The following is a 16,033-nucleotide window of genomic DNA, read 5'->3' as shown; positions in this document are numbered from 1 at the left end:
CTACGGCCACCCGCACCACCCCCAGCCGCCCCACGGCCACGCGCCCGGCCAGACGCCGCCGCACGGCGCGCCGGCCCCGTACGGCACGCCGCCCGCAGGCACCCCGTACGGCACGCCGCCCGCGGGCACCCCGTACGGCACGCCGCCCGCGGGCACCCCGTACGGCACGCCGCCCGCGGGCGCCCCGTACGGCGTCCCGCAGGGGGCGCCGCGGGGAGCGGGGCTCGCGGCCGCGCTCCAGAAGTACCGGGAGACGCCCACGGGCCAGCGCTGGACGCAGCAGAACGCGCAGCTCATGCGGGTCGACCTGGCCATGGGGCAGACCGCGGTGCTCGCCCGCCAGGGCAGCATGGTCATGTACCAGGGGAAGGTCGACTTCGGCTACAAGGGCGCCGGGTTCACCGGCCGCGTCGTCGGCAACGCCACCGGCCAGGAGATGCAGCTCATGCGCTGCACCGGCCGCGGCCAGGTGTTCCTCGCCGAGGACAGCGCCCACCTGCACCCGATCGAACTCCAGGGCGACGGGATCTGCGTCTCCGCCGAGAACGTCCTCGCGTTCGACGAGTCGCTCCACCGGGAGGTCCGCCGCATCGAGGGCCACGGCATCCCCGGCGGCGCGCTGTTCACCATGCTGTTCCAGGGCACCGGCACGGTCGTCGTGAAGACGCGGGGCATCCCGGTCGTCCTGCCGGTCACGCCGACCACGTTCGCCGACTGCAACGCCGTCGTGGCCTGGTCGGCCGCCTCCCAGGTGATCCTCTCCAGCCAGGTCCGGCTGCGGCGCAACGCCTACCCGGGGCACAGCGGCGAGACCGTGAACCTCCAGTTCCGGGGCGCCCCCGGCAATTTCGTCGTCGTCCAGCCGTACGAGGTCTGAGGAAGCCCGAAGAATGAACCAGCAGCTCATGGGCTACGCCCCGACCCCGGCCGCGGCCCGCATGGAGAACCACGGCAACGCCATGCTGAAGGTCGTCATGGCCACCGGCCAGGACCTCTTCGCCCGCACCGGGTCCGTCGTCGCGTACGAGGGCTTCGTCCAGTACGAGCCGAACCCGCCCGCCGTGCGGCAGGTCGCCTCCTCCTGGGTCACCGGCGAGGGCGCGCCCCTGATGAAGTGCTCCGGCGACGGCCTGCTGTACCTGGCGGACTACGGCGCCGACGTGGTCGTCGTCCACCTCGACGACGACGCCCTGTCCGTCAACGGCACCAACGTGCTGGCCTTCGACGCGCACCTCAGGTGGGGCGTCGAGCGCGTCAAGGGCATGGCGAAGTTCGCCGGCCAGGGACTGTGGAACGTGCAGATCGCCGGCACCGGCTGGGTCGCGCTCACCTCGCGCGGCACGCCGGTCGTCGTCGACTGCGGGAGCGGCGACGACGAGACGTACGTCGACCCGGACGCGCTCGTCGCCTGGTCGCCGACGCTGAAGGTGAAGGGCAAGCGCAGCTTCAAGGCGTCCTCCCTGATCGGGCGCGGCAGCGGCGAGGCGTACCAGATGGCCTTCTCGGGCCGGGGCGTCGTCGTCGTCCAGCCGAGCGAGGACAGTACCGACCGCCTGCGGATCCGGCACTGAGCCGGGGGGAGCGAGACAGATCATGCAGAGCCCGCTTTTCAGCCATGTCGAGCAGCAGAGCCAGGACCGGTACACCGTGCAGAACCCGCAGCTCCTGCGGGTCGCCCTCACCGGACACGACGACGTCCTCGCCCGCAAGGGCGCCATGGTGGCGTACCAGGGGCTGATGGACTTCGACGGGGAGTACCAGAACCAGGGCCGGCGCGCGGCCCGCGCCCAGACCGGCGAGGGGCTCGACCTGATGCGCTGCTCCGGGCAGGGCACCGTCTACCTCGCCAACCTGGCGCAGCACATCCACGTCGTGGACGTCGACCAGGAGGGGCTGACGGTGGACAGCGCCTACGTGCTGGCGCTCGACTCGGCACTGCACACCGAGGTCATCGCCGTGGACAGCCAGTACGGCATCTCCGGCTCCGGCAAGTACCAGCTGAACATCTCCGGCCGCGGCCAGGTCGCCCTCATGACGTCCGGCCGGCCGCTGATGCTCCAGGTCACCCCGGACAAGTACGTCAACGTCGACGCGGACGCGATCGTCGCCTGGTCGTCGTCGCTGCGCGTACAGATGCAGGCGCAGACCCACTCGTCGAACATCCGCCGGCGCCGCGGCGACACCGGAGAGGGCTGGGAGCTGAACTTCCTGGGCGAGGGCTTCGCCCTCGTCCAGCCCAGCGAGGTCATGCCCCCGCAGAACGCGCAGATCGGTTCGGGCGCCGCCGCCCAGTTCGGCGTCGGCGGGCAGGGCGCACGCGGCCGGAACCAGGACAACGCCTGGAACTGAACGCGCACCCGGGCAGGGGGCGAGCCGCCCCCTGCCCGCACCCGCCGGGTCAGAGGCGCGCCCGGGTGGCCTCCACCAGCCGGGCCACCGACCCGTCGGCCACCCGGGCCACCTCGTCGTACGCGAACCAGCGCAGGTCCAGCGACTCCTCGCTGATCGCCGCCACCGCGTCCGGCGGCGCCACCGCCGCGTACTGCACGTCCAGGTGCCAGGCGCAGGGCGTCGGGTGCCGGTCCAGCCGGACCGGGCCGCCCGGCAGCAGCGCCAGGCCCGGGACCCCGGACTCCTCGGTCGCCTCGCGCAGCGCCGCGGCGGCCACCCTGCGGTCGCCCGGCTCGCAGTGGCCGCCCATCTGGAGCCACATGCGCAGCTTCCGGTGCAGGGTCAGCAGCACCCGGCCGCGCTCCGGGTCCACCACCAGCGCGCTGGCCGTGAGGTGCCCGGCCGCGCAGGTCCTCCACATCGCGTCCTCGTGCGCCGCGAGGTGCTCCAGGTAGGCGCGGCGCAGGTCCTCCTGGTCCTCGTACCCCTTCAGCACGAGGACCGCGTCGTCGTGGAGGCTCACTCGCCGGTGCCGCCCTTGCCGTCCCGGCCGTCCCCGCCGGTGCCGCCCTTGCCGTCCCGGCCGTCCTCGCCGGGGCGGTCGGCGGCCTCGCCGAGCATCCTGTCCAGCTCGGAGAAGTCCATCTGCTCCCGGTGGACGAAGCCGTCCGGGTCGTCCAGGTCCGTGGCCGTCGGCAGCATGTCGGGGTGCGTCCACAGGGCGTCCCGGCCGTCGACGCCGCGCGCGTCGGTGAGCGAGGCCCACAGCCGCGAGGCGTCCCGCAGCCGGCGCGGCCGCAGCTGCAGGCCGATCAGCGTCGCGAAGGTCTGCTCGGCGGGGCCGCCCGAGGCGCGGCGCCGGCGCAGCGTCTCGCGCAGCGCGTCCGCCGAGGTCAACCGGGATCCGGCCGCCGCGTGCACCACCGCGTCCACCCAGCCCTCGACCAGGGCGAGTGCCGTCTCCAGCCGGGCCAGGGCCGCCTTCTGCTCGGCGGTGTCCTCCGGCTGGAACATGCCCTGCTGCAGGGCTTCCTGGAGCTGTTCGGGGTTGGACGGGTCGAGCTGCGCGACCGCGTCCTCCAGCTTGGACGTGTCGACCTTGATCCCGCGCGCATAGCCCTCGACCGCGCCGAACAGGTGCGAGCGCAGCCACGGCACATGGGCGAAGAGGCGCTGGTGGGCCGCCTCGCGCAGCGCCAGGTACAGCCGCACCTCGTCCGGCGGGACGCTCAGGTCGCGGCCGAACGCCGTGACGTTCAGCGGCAGCAGCGCGGCCTTCCCGGCCGGGCCGAGCGGCAGGCCGATGTCGGTGGAACCGACCACCTCGCCGGCGAGGACGCCCACGGCCTGGCCGATCTGCTGGCCGAACATGGCGCCGCCCATGGAGCGCATCATGCCGATCAGCGGGCCCGCCATGGCCTGCATCTCCTGCGGCAGCACGTCGCCCATGGCCGTGCCGACGCGCTCCGCGACCGGGTCGACGAGCTGCCGCCAGGCGGGCAGCGTCGCCTCGACCCACTCCGCGCGCGACCAGGCGACCGCGGTGGCCGACCCGGACGGCAGGGACGTCACGTCGTCCAGCCACAGGTCGGCCAGGCGGACGGCCTCCTCGACGGCCTTCCGCTCGGCGGGGCCCACGCTGGCGTCCTTCGTGCCGTCCGGGGTGCCCTGGGCGACGGCCTGGCGGGCGATCTGCTGGGCCATGTCCCAGTTCACCGGCCCGCCCTCGTAGCTCAGCATCTGGCCGAGCCGCTGGAAGGCCGCGCCGAGGTCGGCGGGATCGAACGACCCGAACATCGCGGCGAGCGGGTTGTCCGCGCCGCCCTGGCCGCCGGGCAGACCGCCGAACCCGAAGGGGCCGGCACCGCCCTCGGGCTTCTTCTTGCCCTCGTCGCCGTCGTCCGGCTCCTCCGGCGGAAGGCCGAATCCGAATGGGGTGTCGCTCACGGGTTTCCTCGGCTCGTTGGGCCGCCGGCCTGGTGCCGACGGCGGTTGCCCGACATCACATCCAGCGTAGACATCACGGCCGGGTCCGGGGTTCGGTGCTCCGCTCGCGCACCCGCTGCGGCAGGATGGACGTCACCTGGTACGTGCGCGTCGTCCGCGTACGCACTGAAGACAACCGCTGGAGACGCCTGGTGAGTTCCCCAGATCCGCAGGTTCGCGCAGCGCGAAACCGCCCGGCCCCGCCGGCCGCCCGGGGCCCCGTCGTCGCGGTCACCGGCGCCGCGTCCGGCGTCGGCGACCTGCTGACCCGGCGCCTCGTCGCGTCCGGGGAGGTGCGGCAGGTGGTCGCGGTGGACGAGCGCCGCGGCGAGGTGCCCGAGGCGCTGTGGCACACCCTGGACGTACGGGACCCGGCCATCGCCGAGAGGCTGCGCGGCGCGGACGTCGTGGTGCACCTGGCGATCGACCTCGACCTGGAGACCGACCCCGCCGCCCGTACCGCGTACAACGTGCGCGGCACCCAGACCGTGCTCACGGCCGCCGCCGCGGCCGGGGTCCGCCGCGTCGTCCTGTGCACCTCCGCCATGGTGTACGGCGCCCTCCCCGACAACGACGTCCCGCTCTCCGAGGACGCCGAGCTGCGGGCCACCGCCGAGGCGACCGGGGTGGGCGACCTGCTGGAGATCGAGCGCCTCGCGCGCCGGGCGCCCCGCGCGCACCCGGGACTCGACATCACCGTCGTGCGCCCCGCCGTCCTCGTCGGGGGCACCGACACCGCCCTGACCCGCTACTTCGAGTCCCCCCGGCTGCTGGTCGTGGCCGGGTCGCGGCCGGCCTGGCAGTTCTGCCACGTCGAGGACCTGGTGAGCGCGCTCGAGTACGCGGCGCTGGGGAAGGTCGACGGGGAGTTCGCGGTCGGCTGCGACGGGTGGCTGGAGCAGGAGGAGGTCGAGCAGCTCAGCGGCATCCGGCGGATGGAGCTGCCGTCCGCCGTCGCCCTGGGCGCGGCGACCCGGCTGCACCGCATCGGCCTCACCCCGTCGCCGGCGGGCGACCTCGCGTACACGATGCACCCGTGGGTGGTGAGCGTCGGCCGGCTCCACGACGCGGGCTGGCGCCCGTCCTGGACCAACGAGGAGGTGCTGGCCGCCCTCCTGGAGGAGGTCGCCGGCCGCCGCACGGTCGCCGGCCGCCGCCTCGGCCGCAAGGACGCCACGGCGGCGGGCGCGGCGGGCGCCACGGTGGCCCTCCTCGGCACGGCCGCCCTCGTCCGCCGGGCCCGCCGCCGCCGGGGCCTGTGACACGGGGCCGGTGACACGGGGCCGGTGACACGGGTCCTCAAGGCGAGGGGNCGGTTCACCGGGGCGGGGGCGTACGGCACGATGGGGGCATGGCCTCCCGCTGCGACCACCCCGGCGAGCGCGCCGCCGACCGGCCGATCCGGCTCCTGGCGATCCGCGACACGCCGCTCTCCCTGGACGAGGTGTTCCGGGCCGTCGGCGACGACTCCGCCGGCGGCACCGCCCTCTTCGTCGGCACCGTCCGCGACCACGACGGCGGCGCCGCCGTCGACGCGCTCGGCTACTCCGCCCACCCCACCGCCGAGGCCGAGCTGCGGCGGGTCGCCGAGAAGGTGGCCGCGGACTTCCCCGTGCGCGCCCTCGCGGCCGTCCACCGGGTGGGCGACCTGGTGGTGGGCGACCTCGCGGTGGTCGTCGCCGTGTCGTGCCCGCACCGCGCGGAGGCGTTCGCGGCGTGCCGCCGGCTCATCGACGACCTCAAGCACGAGGTCCCGATCTGGAAGCACCAGCGCTTCTCCGACGGCACCGAGGAGTGGGTCGGCGCCTGTTGATCCACTCGGGCGTCACCTTTAGCCCGATTTGCGCAATGCTCTGTCCGGCAGCAGCGTGGAGAGGGGAGCCGGTCGGTCCGCCGATCGGCCGCTCCTCTCACCTGGGGAGGTCGTCATGGCAGCACTCGTCTGGTTGCTGATACCGCTGTCGGCCGCCGTCGGCGCCACGATCTGGGGAGGCTGGGCGGCGCGGAGCCGTACCGCCGAGGACCTGGAGGAGCAGGACGGCTACGCGCGTTTCCGCGACGCGATGGAGAAGCCGCCCTCCCGCGGCGGAGCCGCCTGAGACCACCTCGGACGGCGGCCCCACGGGTGCACGGGCGAACCGGTCCCGTACTGTCGTTCCATGCCGCGCCGCACCGTGACGATGCTCACCGCCACCCTCACCCTCATCGTGCTGCTCTGCGCGGGAGTGCTCATTCCGGTGCCCTACTCCGAGATGAGCCCCGGCCCCACGGTGAACACGCTGGGCGACTCGGGCGGCGAGCCGGTGCTGCGCATCTCCGGCCACGAGACGTACCCCACATCCGGCCACCTGAACATGACCACGGTCAGGGTCACCGGGGCGGAGTACCGGATGAACCTGGCCGAGGCCGTCACCGGATGGCTCGCCGACGACAGCGTCGTCGTCCCGCACGACACGCTCTACCCCGACGGCAAGACGGAGGAGCAGTCCACCCAGGAGAACGCCGAGGAGTTCAGCCAGTCCCAGGAGAGCGCCCGCGTCGCGGCCCTCCGGCAACTGAAGATCCCCGTGGCGTCCCGCGTGGTCGTCTCCTCCGTCCAGAAGGGCAGCCCCGCCGAGGGGAGGCTGCACGCCGGCGACGTGATCAGGGAGGTCGACGGCAGGCCCGTGCGGGAACCCGGGGACGTGGCGGAGATCGTCACCGAGCGGCGGCCCGGCAAGCCGGTCGACTTCACCGTCGTCCCGGCCGCGGACGCCGCCGCGGCGGAGAAGGCCGGCCGCGAGCCGGCCACCACCGAGGAGGTCACCGTCACGACCGTGCGGGCAAAGGACGCGGACCGGGCCGTCGTCGGCATCCGGGCCGGCACGGACCACACCTTCCCGTTCCGCATCGACATCAGGCTCGACGACGTGGGCGGGCCGAGCGCCGGCCTGATGTTCGCCCTCGGCATCGTCGACAAGCTGACCCCCGGGTCCCTGACGGGGGGCCGCTTCGTCGCCGGCACGGGCACCATCGACGAGACCGGCGAGGTCGGCCCGATCGGCGGCATCGAGATGAAGCTGGTGGGCGCGCGCGACGCCGGCGCGACGTACTTCCTCACCCCCGCCGCCAACTGCCCGGCCGCCGTGTCGGGCACCCCCGAGGGGCTGCGGCTGATCAGGGTCGACACGATCGCGGACGCGGTGGAGTCGCTGGAGAAGGTGCGCAAGGGCGACACCGCGGACCTCCCCGCCTGCTCGCGGGGCTGAGGCCCGGCCCGCGGGCCCGCCCGGCTTCCGGGAGACCGGGCCCGCCCGGCCTCCCCTCCGGACCGGGACCGCTCCGGACCCGGTCCGGAGGCCGGACGGCCGGGATCAGTCCTCGAACGTGGCGGCCAGCGCGTCCGCCAGCCCCGGCACCAGGTCCGAACCGGTCAGGACCTCGGTGGGGGAGTCCTTCTCGCGGAGCCGGATCGCCGACTCGCGCGCCCCGCCGCGCAGGACGGCCACGGTCATCCGCACCTCCTGCCGGTCCGGGTGGGCCGCGACCCACCTCGCCAGCCCCGCCTCGTCCAGGCCGTCCGGCACGGACCCCTCGGCGGACGGCGGGAGCATGAGCCGCTCCACCGTCAGCGCGCAGCCGGCGACCGCGTCGGGCCACGCGACCGTCGCGAGGAACTCGTCGAGCGGGGTTCCGGCCGGCAGTTCGCCCTGCTCGATCGGGGTGAGCGGCGCGGCGGACCCGCCGGAGTCGGGCCCGAGCCGGGCGGCCAGCCCCGGTTCGTCGGCGCGCAGCCGCACCGTGTCGACGAGGGCGAACAGGCGGGCCGGCCGGTCCCAGCCGAGCCCCGAGGCGTACTCGTCGATCTCGAGGACCGCGCGTGTGAGCGGGCCGGCGGCCATCGGAGGGCCGGAGGGGGAAACGTTGGACATGGTCAATATCCTGCCTCTTCTCGACCCGGAGACGGGAACCAGGTAAAGCTTCAGTAAGTTGCATCAGTGGGGCCCGCGGGGAACCGGGGCCACCGCACCACCCAGGCGACACACACGACCGCGAACTCGAGGGGCGCACGTTGGCTTTCCAGATGCCGGACCGCGGCGGAGGCCCGACCGGGCCACGGATCAGAGTCGGCCGGCCCTCCCGGCGGGCCCGCACCCTGCTCATGACGCTGGGGGTGCTGGCCGTCCTGGCCATGCTCTTCGTCATGTTCGCCGGGTTCTGGACGGACTGGCTCTGGTACCGCTCCGTCGACTACTCGTCCGTCTTCACCACCACGCTGTGGACCAAGGTCGGCATGTTCGCCGCCTTCGGTCTGCTGATGGCCCTCGCCGTCGGGCTGAACATCTGGCTCGCGCACCGGCTGCGACCGCCGCTGAGCGCGATGTCGCTGGAGCAGCAGAGCCTCGACCGGTACCGCATGGGCGTCGCCCCGTACAAGAAGTGGGTGCTCCTGGCGATCTCGGCGCTCGTAGGCCTGATCGCCGGCGCGTCCGCCTCCGGCCAGTGGCGCACCTGGCTCATGTGGGCGAACGGCGTGCCCTTCGGCACGAAGGACCCGCAGTTCCGGATGGACGTCGCGTTCTACGCGTTCGACCTGCCCTGGTACCGCTTCCTGCTCGGCTTCGGCTTCGCGGCCACGGTGCTCTCGCTGATCGCCGCGGCCCTGACCCACTACCTCTACGGCGGGCTGCGCGTCACCAGTCCCGGCGCGCGCGCCACGGCCGCGGCCACGGGCCACCTGTCGGTGCTGTTCGGCGTCTTCGTGTCGCTGAAGGCCGTCGCGTACTGGCTCGACCGGTACGGCCTGGCGGTGAAGTCCAGCGACTTCAAGGCGGCGGGGAACTGGACGGGCCTGAGGTACGTCGACGCCAACGCCTACCTGCCGGCGAAGACGATCCTCTTCTGCATCGCGGTCATCTGCGCCCTGCTGTTCTTCGCGACGCTGTGGCGCCGCACCTGGCAGCTCCCGGTCATCGGCTTCGGCCTGATGGTCCTGTCGGCGATCCTGATCGGCGGCCTGTACCCGGCGATCGTCCAGAAGTTCCAGGTCCAGCCGAACGAGCAGGCCAAGGAAGCGCCGTACATCAAGAAGAACATCGAGGCGACGCGCAAGGCGTACGCGATCGACGCGACGATCCCCGAGAACTACTCGGGCAAGGCCACCGTCAAGGCGAAGGAGCAACTGCGCCGGGACTCGGACGCCGCGGCCAGCTACCGGCTCGTCGACCCCAACATCGTCTCGCCGACGTTCCAGCAGCTGGAGCAGAAGCGGAAGTACTACCAGTTCCCCGTCACGCTCGACGTCGACCGGTACCAGGGCAAGGACATGGTCGTCGGCCTGCGCGAGCTGAACATCAGGGGCATCCCGAAGCGGAACTGGATCAACGACCACTTCACCTACACCCACGGCTTCGGCGCGATCATGGCCACGGGCACCTCGGTGGACGCCACGGGCTCCCCGGTCTTCACCGAGAGCGGCCTGCCGACCACCGGCCTGATGCCCAAGTACGAGCAGCGGATCTACTACGGCGAGAAGACCGAGCAGTACTCGATCGTCGGCGGCCCGCAGAAGGAGCTCGACTACGAGGCGAACGGCGAGCGGACCACCAGCTACCGCGGCGACAGCGGCGTCAGCCTGTCCGGCGCCTTCAACCGCGCCGCGTACGCGGTGGCGTTCAGCGAGCCGCAGATCCTGTACTCGGGAGCCATCGGCGAGGGCTCGCGCATCCTCTACAACCGCACGCCGAAGGAGCGCGTCGAGGCGGTCGCCCCCTGGCTGACCATCGACGGCGACGCCTACCCGGCGGTGGTCGGGGGCCGCATCCAGTGGATCGTCGACGCCTACACCACGACGAACGGCTACCCGTACGCCTCCCGCACGACCCTCGGCGACAGCACCGCGGACTCGCTGACCGCCGGCAACCAGGCCCGCACGGTCGTGGCGCAGCAGAACCAGGTCAACTACATCCGGAACTCGGTCAAGGCCACCGTCGACGCGTACGACGGCACGGTGAAGCTGTACCAGTGGGACACCGAGGACCCGGTCCTGAAGACCTGGATGAAGGCGTTCCCGGGGACGGTGCAGCCCAAGAGCGCCATCGGCGGCGAGCTGAAGTCCCACCTGCGGTACCCGCAGGACATGTTCAAGGTCCAGCGCGAGCTGCTGACCCGGTACCACGTGCGCGACGCCGCCCAGTTCTACAGCGGCTCCGACGCCTGGCAGGTGCCGGCCGACCCGACGAAGAAGGACGGCAACGCCGTCCCGCCGTACTACCTCAGCCTGAAGATGCCCGGGGACGACAGGCAGCGGTTCTCGCTGACGACGACGTTCACCCCGAACGGGCGGCCCAACCTGGGCGGCTTCATGGCCGTCGACGCCGACGCGAACAGCGAGGGCTACGGACGGATAAGGCTCCTGAGGGTCACGTCCGAGGTGCCCGGACCCGCCCAGGTGCAGAGCAAGCTCAACAGCCTCCCGGACGTGGCGACGTTCGTCCGCGACATGAAGGGCGCCGACTCGGAGATCGAGTACGGCAACCTGCTCACCGTGCCGCTGGACGGCGGGTTCCTGTACGTCGAGCCGGTCTACGCCCAGGGCCGCAGCGCGCTCTACCCGCTGCTGAAGAAGGTGGCCGTGTCGTACATCGACGCGAGCAAGCCGGAGGGCGACGCCACCAAGGACACCACGGTGTTCGAGGACAGCCTCGGGGCCGCCCTCAACGCGGTGTTCGGAGTGGAGGGCGAGACGCCGACCACGCCGCCGTCGGACACCCCGCAGCAGCCGAGGCCGCCGGTCACCGGCGAGGCCGCGCTCAAGCAGGCCATCGCGGACGCCCAGAAGGCGTTCGCGGACGGTGAGGCCGCGCTGAAGAAGGGCGACTGGGAGGCGTACGGCAAGGCGCAGCGGGAGCTGGCGGACGCGCTCCGGAACGCCGCGGAGGCGGACGCCCGGCGCAAGGGCTCCGCCGACCGGCAGCCCTCGCCGGCCCCGTCCGCCCCGGCGTCCCCGANNCTGCNGACNNNTCTGCACNNCCGTCCCCGCCCGCCTCGCCGCCGGCGTCCCCGGGCGGCACCGGCTGAGCGGACGCGGCCCCGCCGGACGGCGCCCCCGCCAGGGCGTCGGCGACGGGGCCGCGAACGGCCCCTCCCGCACCGTGATACGGTGGATCACACAACGGCGCGGGGTGGAGCAGCTCGGTAGCTCGCTGGGCTCATAACCCAGAGGTCGCAGGTTCAAATCCTGTCCCCGCTACTGAAAGCCAAGGCCCGGATCCTTCCAGGATCCGGGCCTTGGTCATGTGCCGGTCCGAAAACCGCGCCTCCCGGCGGGAGTTGGAGTGTGACGTGTTTGACTTGTCTCTCTGTGGGCATGTCGACAAAACGCTGAAGTGACCTCACTGGCTGCGATATAACCAGATGTAGGCGGTTGCGGGTGGTGCGACGATGACATGCATGGGGGGCAGGGCGACGCTGTTGGAGACAGGGCGGTTCGAGCGACGGTACGCCGGAGAGGCCGCGGAGGCGACGGACCACGCCGATGTCGCGGCGGAGGGCGCGGAGGCGTGGGACGCCGCCGCGACGGACGCCGCGACGGACTTCGCGGAGGCCACCGCCGACACCGTCGAGGCCGAGGCGCGGCACCGCAGCGCCGCCGACCACGGGGACGCCGCCTCGATGAGCGCCCTCGGTGCCATGCTGCTGCGCCGCGGCGACCTGGACGGGGCCGAGCCCTACCTGCGCGCCGCCACCGCCGCCGGCGACCGCGCCGCCGCCAACAACCTGGGCGTCCTCCTCCACCAGCGCGGCTACCCCGACGAGGCCGCCGGCTGGTGGCGCGTCGCCGCCGTCGCCGGTTCCGCCGCCGCGGCCCACGCCCTCGGCCGCCACCACCGGGAGCGCGGCGACGAGCCCGCCGCCGAGTACTGGCTGCGCCAGTCGGCCGAGCAGGGCCACGCTCTGGGCGCGTACGCCCTCGCCGACCTCATGGAGCACCGCGGCGACGCCGGGGCGGAGCGCTGGCTGCGCGTCGCCGCCGAGCAGGGCCACCGCGAGGCCGCGTACCGGCTCGCCCGCGCCCTGGAGCAGCGGGCCGGCGAGCACGGGGCCGGCACCCGCCAGGGCGCGACGGGGCCGAACGCCGACGGCGCCGACAGCACCGACGGCGCCGAGCAGTGGTACCGGCAGGCCGCCGCGCGCGGGCACCGCAGGGCCGCGCTGCACCTGGGCGTGATCCTGGAGAAGCGGGGCGAGGTGAAGGAGGCCGGCCGCTGGTACCTGACGGCGGCGAAGGACGGCGAGCCGCGCGCCGCCTGCGCCCTCGGCTTCCTGCTGCGCGACGCGGGCGACGAGGAGAGCGCCGCGGTGTGGTGGCTGCGCGCCGCCCAGGACGGCGACGGCAACGCGGCCAACGCGCTGGGCGCCCTGCACGCCGCCCGCGGCGAGTACCAGACCGCCGAGCGCTGGTACCGCGCCGCCACCGACGCGGGCGACGTGAACGGCGCCTACAACCTCGGGCTGCTCTCCGCGGCCCAGGGCCGTACCGCCCAGGCCGAGCAGTGGTACCGGCGCGCCGCGTACGCCGGCCACCGCGAGGCGGCCAACGCCCTGGCGATCCTCCTGCTCCAGGCGGGCGACCCGCACGGGGCGGAGCCCTGGTTCTCCAAGGCGGCCGAGGCGGGCAGCGTCGACGCCGCGTTCAACCTGGGCATCCTCCACGCGGGCCGGGGCGACGACCGCACGGCGCTGGACTGGTACGAGCGGGCCGCGGCGGCCGGGCACACCGAGGCGGCCCTCCAGGTCGGCATGGCCAGGCTCCGCGACGGCGACGAGCAGGAGGCCGAGCGGCACCTGCGGTGCGCCGCCGGCGGCGGCAGCGCCGAGGCGGCGTTCCGGCTGGCCACCGTCCTCGACGCGCGGCAGCCGCCGCCCGAGCCGCACACGCTCGGCCAGCCGCAGGCGCCGAAGACCGAGTGCGAGGAGTGGTACGAGCGGGCCGCCGAGCAGGGCCACCGCCGCGCCCAGGTGCGGGTCGGGATGCTCGCCGCCGCACGCGGCGACGTCGGGGAGGCGGCCCGCTGGTACCGGGAGGCCGCCGAGGCCGGCAGCCGCAACGGCGCGTTCAACCTGGGGCTGCTGCTCGCCCGCGACGGCAACGAGCGGGAGGCCGCCCTGTGGTGGAGCCGGGCCGCCCGGGCCGGCCACGGGCGGGCCGCGCTACGCCTGGCGCTGCTCGCCGCCCGGCGCGGCGAGCTGGCCGAGGGGCGGCGGTGGTGCGCCCGCGCCGAGGAGCTCGGCCCGGCGGAGGTCGCGGAGCGCGCCGCCCGGCTGAGCGAGGCCCTGCACCAGGAGCTGACGGCGTAGTGAGGGATTTGCGCTGGTCGGCGCCGTCCCGTAAGGTGGTGTTCACCGACGCGGGGTGGAGCAGCTCGGTAGCTCGCTGGGCTCATAACCCAGAGGTCGCAGGTTCAAATCCTGTCCCCGCTACTGAAACCGAAGGCCGGATCCTTGGATCCGGCCTTCGGCGTTCTCGCGTCCCGGGTCCGGGGTCCGCGGGACGGCGAAGGGCCCGGGAGCGTCGTGCTCCCGGGCCCTTCGCGTCGCGGGTCAGGCGCCCGCGCAGCCGGGGCAGAGGCCGCGGTAGGTGATCTCCACGTCGGACACCGCGAAGCCGAAGCGCTCCGTGTCCGGGAGGTCCGACAGGGGGTCGCCCGTCGGGCGGACGTCGCGGATCGTGCCGCAGCCCGCGCAGACGAGGTGGTGGTGGGGGCGGTGTGCGTTCGGGTCGTACCGCTTGGCCCGGCGGTCCGTCGACACCTCCAGGACCTCGCCCATGCTCACCAGCTCGCCCAGGGTGTTGTACACGGTCGCCCGTGAGATCTCGGGCAGGCGCTCGGCCGCGCGGGCGTGGACCTCGTCGGCGGTCAGATGGACGTGATCTCCGTCGAGGACCTCGGCCACGACGCGGCGCTGCGCGGTCATCCGCAGGCCGCGGCCGCGCAGGCGTTCCAACAGGTCGCTCATGCGGTTCAGCGTAACAGGGGAGGAGCGCAGTTCCGAACCTGTGTTGTCTTGGATGTGGCCTTGACTTAGACATTGTCCATTGTAGGATCGGGTTCGGCTTCGGCCGAGGACGGGACTGTTGCCCACACGCAGGAGGCGCACATGACGCAGGGACCGCTCACCACGGAGGCCGGCGCGCCGGTCGCCGACAACCAGAACAGCGAAACCGCGGGCGTCGGCGGCCCGGTCCTGCTCCAGGACCAGCTCCTGCTGGAGAAGCTCGCGCGCTTCAACCGCGAGCGCATCCCGGAGCGCGTGGTCCACGCGCGCGGCGCGGGCGCCTACGGCACGTTCACCGTGACCGCGGACGTGACGCCGTACACGCGGGCGAAGTTCCTCTCCGAGATCGGCAAGGAGACCGAGGTCTTCCTGCGCTTCTCGACCGTCGCCGGCAGCCTCGGCGCGGCGGACGCGGTGCGCGACCCGCGCGGCTTCGCGGTGAAGTTCTACACCGAGGAGGGCAACTACGACCTCGTCGGCAACAACACCCCGGTGTTCTTCATCCGGGACGCCGTCAAGTTCCCCGACTTCATCCACACCCAGAAGCGCGACCCGTACACCGGCTCCCAGGAGGCGGACAACGTCTGGGACTTCTGGAGCCTGTCGCCGGAGTCCACGCACCAGGTGACGTGGCTGTTCGGCGACCGCGGCATCCCGGCGAGCTACCGCCACATGGACGGCTTCGGCTCGCACACGTTCCAGTGGAACAACGAGGCCGGCGAGGTCTTCTGGGTCAAGTACCACTTCAAGACCGACCAGGGCATCAGGAACCTCACCCAGGCCGAGGCCGACCGGCTCGCCGGCGAGGACCCCGACTCCCACCAGCGCGACCTGCGACGGGCGATCGAGCGCGGCGAGTACCCGACGTGGACGGTGGGCGTGCAGATCATGCCGGCCGCCGACGCCGCGACGTACCGCTTCAACCCGTTCGACCTGACCAAGGTGTGGCCGCACGCCGACTACCCGGTCGTCGAGTTCGGCAGGCTGGAGCTGAACCGCAACCCGCAGAACGTCTTCGCCGAGGTCGAGCAGTCGATCTTCTCCCCGGCGCACTTCGTGCCCGGCATCGGCCCGTCGCCCGACAAGATGCTCCAGGGCCGCCTCTTCGCGTACGGCGACGCCCACCGCTACCGCGTCGGCGTCAACGCCGACCAGCTGCCGGTCAACCGCCCGCACGCCACCGAGGCCCGCACCCACGGCCGGGACGGCCACCTGTACGACGGCCGCCACAAGGGCGCCAGGAACTACGAGCCCAACAGCTTCGGCGGCCCGCACCAGACCGGCCGCCCCCTGTGGCAGCCGATCCCGGTGGCCGGTACGACCGGCGACCACCCGGCGCCCGTCCACGCCGAGGACGACGACTTCGTCCAGGCCGGCAACCTCTACCGGCTGATGACGGAGGAGGAGAAGGACCGCCTGATCGGGAACCTGGCCGGCTCGATCTCCCAGGTGTCGCGCGAGGACGTCGCCGACCGGGCGATCGGCAACTTCCGCCGGGCCGACGCGGACTTCGGCAAGCGGCTGGAGGCGGCGGTCCGCGCCCTGCGCGGCTGACCGCACCGGCCCGCCCGGCGCGGGCCGAAGGGCCGGCCCCCCNCGGGGNGCCGGCCCCTCCGCG

Annotated in this window: 13 protein-coding genes, 2 tRNA genes and 1 pseudogene; 12 read left to right on the top strand and 4 right to left on the bottom strand. The window is 73.4% G+C overall.

Going from position 1 to position 16,033, the window contains the following annotated elements; all coding sequences use genetic code 11:
• From MW084_RS03075 to MW084_RS03065, 3 genes are all read left to right on the top strand, one after another.
• Window positions 1-877, top strand: an 877-nt coding sequence (locus MW084_RS03075) for an AIM24 family protein (RefSeq protein ID WP_275563457.1), incomplete at its 5' end; no start/stop codon positions are given.
• Between the two features lie 13 nt (window positions 878-890).
• A complete protein-coding gene (locus MW084_RS03070) occupies window positions 891-1,571 on the top strand; it encodes an AIM24 family protein (protein ID WP_010469112.1) in 681 nt (226 codons plus the stop codon).
• A 22-nt stretch (window positions 1,572-1,593) separates the two neighbouring features.
• Window positions 1,594-2,349 (top strand): AIM24 family protein, encoded by a 756-nt coding sequence (locus tag MW084_RS03065; RefSeq protein ID WP_010469113.1) that lies wholly within the window; start codon window positions 1,594-1,596, stop codon window positions 2,347-2,349.
• A 49-nt stretch (window positions 2,350-2,398) separates the two neighbouring features.
• Here the strand turns inward: MW084_RS03065 and MW084_RS03060 are convergent, their stop codons facing one another.
• Window positions 2,399-2,914: an NUDIX hydrolase gene (locus MW084_RS03060; protein ID WP_010469114.1), complete on the bottom strand. Its 516-nt coding sequence runs from the start codon at window positions 2,912-2,914 to the stop codon at window positions 2,399-2,401.
• The gene (locus MW084_RS03055) at window positions 2,911-4,338 is read right to left on the bottom strand and encodes a zinc-dependent metalloprotease (protein ID WP_010469115.1); all 1,428 of its coding nucleotides are present in this window, start codon (window positions 4,336-4,338) and stop codon (window positions 2,911-2,913) included. Before MW084_RS03055 ends, MW084_RS03060 begins: the two co-directional genes overlap by 4 nt.
• Before the next feature lie 191 nt (window positions 4,339-4,529).
• Between MW084_RS03055 and MW084_RS03050 the strand changes: the two genes are divergently transcribed.
• The 4 genes from MW084_RS03050 to MW084_RS03035 all read left to right on the top strand — a co-directional run bounded on the left by MW084_RS03050 (window position 4,530) and on the right by MW084_RS03035 (window position 7,625).
• The gene (locus tag MW084_RS03050) at window positions 4,530-5,639 is read left to right on the top strand and encodes an SDR family oxidoreductase (protein WP_010469116.1); all 1,110 of its coding nucleotides are present in this window, start codon (window positions 4,530-4,532) and stop codon (window positions 5,637-5,639) included.
• Window positions 5,640-5,728: 89 nt separating this feature from the next.
• Window positions 5,729-6,190, top strand: coding sequence for a molybdenum cofactor biosynthesis protein MoaE (locus MW084_RS03045; protein ID WP_010469117.1), 462 nt, complete (start codon window positions 5,729-5,731; stop codon window positions 6,188-6,190).
• Between the two features lie 115 nt (window positions 6,191-6,305).
• Entirely contained in the window at window positions 6,306-6,476 is a 171-nt protein-coding gene (locus MW084_RS03040; RefSeq protein WP_010469118.1) for a hypothetical protein, read from the top strand.
• A 60-nt stretch (window positions 6,477-6,536) separates the two neighbouring features.
• Entirely contained in the window at window positions 6,537-7,625 is a 1,089-nt protein-coding gene (locus tag MW084_RS03035) for a YlbL family protein (protein ID WP_010469120.1), read from the top strand.
• Window positions 7,626-7,730: 105 nt separating this feature from the next.
• Here MW084_RS03035 and MW084_RS03030 read toward each other — a convergent pair whose 3' ends face one another.
• On the bottom strand, window positions 7,731-8,288 hold the full coding sequence (locus MW084_RS03030; RefSeq protein ID WP_010469122.1) for a PPA1309 family protein: 558 nt from the start codon (window positions 8,286-8,288) through the stop codon (window positions 7,731-7,733).
• Window positions 8,289-8,440: 152 nt separating this feature from the next.
• Between MW084_RS03030 and MW084_RS03025 the strand changes: the two are divergent.
• The 4 genes and pseudogenes from MW084_RS03025 to MW084_RS03010 form a co-directional block, all read left to right on the top strand.
• A pseudogene (locus MW084_RS03025) lies at window positions 8,441-11,366 on the top strand (UPF0182 family membrane protein); the annotation flags it as partial.
• Between the two features lie 168 nt (window positions 11,367-11,534).
• Window positions 11,535-11,608 (top strand) — tRNA-Met (locus MW084_RS03020).
• Window positions 11,609-11,799: 191 nt separating this feature from the next.
• The gene (locus MW084_RS03015; protein ID WP_029553341.1) at window positions 11,800-13,716 is read left to right on the top strand and encodes a tetratricopeptide repeat protein; all 1,917 of its coding nucleotides are present in this window, start codon (window positions 11,800-11,802) and stop codon (window positions 13,714-13,716) included.
• 49 nt (window positions 13,717-13,765) lie between these two features.
• A tRNA-Met gene (locus MW084_RS03010) sits at window positions 13,766-13,839 on the top strand.
• A gap of 120 nt (window positions 13,840-13,959) precedes the next feature.
• Here MW084_RS03010 and MW084_RS03005 read toward each other — a convergent pair.
• Window positions 13,960-14,376: a Fur family transcriptional regulator gene (locus MW084_RS03005; protein WP_010469127.1), complete on the bottom strand. Its 417-nt coding sequence runs from the start codon at window positions 14,374-14,376 to the stop codon at window positions 13,960-13,962.
• A gap of 141 nt (window positions 14,377-14,517) precedes the next feature.
• Between MW084_RS03005 and MW084_RS03000 the strand changes: the two genes are divergently transcribed.
• Window positions 14,518-15,969, top strand: a complete 1,452-nt coding sequence (locus MW084_RS03000) for a catalase (RefSeq protein WP_010469128.1) — start codon at window positions 14,518-14,520, stop codon at window positions 15,967-15,969.
• Window positions 15,970-16,033: the final 64 nt, after the last annotated feature.

Origin of the sequence: Streptomyces sudanensis, from assembly GCF_023614315.1 — a bacterium.
Taxonomy (GTDB): domain Bacteria; phylum Actinomycetota; class Actinomycetes; order Streptomycetales; family Streptomycetaceae; genus Streptomyces; species Streptomyces sudanensis.
The sequence above is the reverse complement of the archived record's forward strand: the minus strand, read 5'-3'. Positions and strand labels throughout refer to the sequence as shown.

What these genes read in the sequence shown, in the direction of transcription:
- MW084_RS03070 (WP_010469112.1), top strand. Translation starts at nt 891, where the DNA reads ATGAACCAGCAGCTCATGGGCTACGCCCCGACCCCGGCCGCGGCCCGC.
- MW084_RS03065 (WP_010469113.1), top strand. Translation starts at nt 1,594, where the DNA reads ATGCAGAGCCCGCTTTTCAGCCATGTCGAGCAGCAGAGCCAGGACCGG.
- MW084_RS03045 (WP_010469117.1), top strand. Translation starts at nt 5,729, where the DNA reads ATGGCCTCCCGCTGCGACCACCCCGGCGAGCGCGCCGCCGACCGGCCG.
- MW084_RS03040 (WP_010469118.1), top strand. Translation starts at nt 6,306, where the DNA reads ATGGCAGCACTCGTCTGGTTGCTGATACCGCTGTCGGCCGCCGTCGGC.
- MW084_RS03035 (WP_010469120.1), top strand. Translation starts at nt 6,537, where the DNA reads ATGCCGCGCCGCACCGTGACGATGCTCACCGCCACCCTCACCCTCATC.
- MW084_RS03030 (WP_010469122.1), bottom strand. Translation starts at nt 8,288, where the DNA reads ATGTCCAACGTTTCCCCCTCCGGCCCTCCGATGGCCGCCGGCCCGCTC.
- MW084_RS03015 (WP_029553341.1), top strand. Translation starts at nt 11,800, where the DNA reads ATGACATGCATGGGGGGCAGGGCGACGCTGTTGGAGACAGGGCGGTTC.
- MW084_RS03005 (WP_010469127.1), bottom strand. Translation starts at nt 14,376, where the DNA reads ATGAGCGACCTGTTGGAACGCCTGCGCGGCCGCGGCCTGCGGATGACC.
- MW084_RS03000 (WP_010469128.1), top strand. Translation starts at nt 14,518, where the DNA reads ATGACGCAGGGACCGCTCACCACGGAGGCCGGCGCGCCGGTCGCCGAC.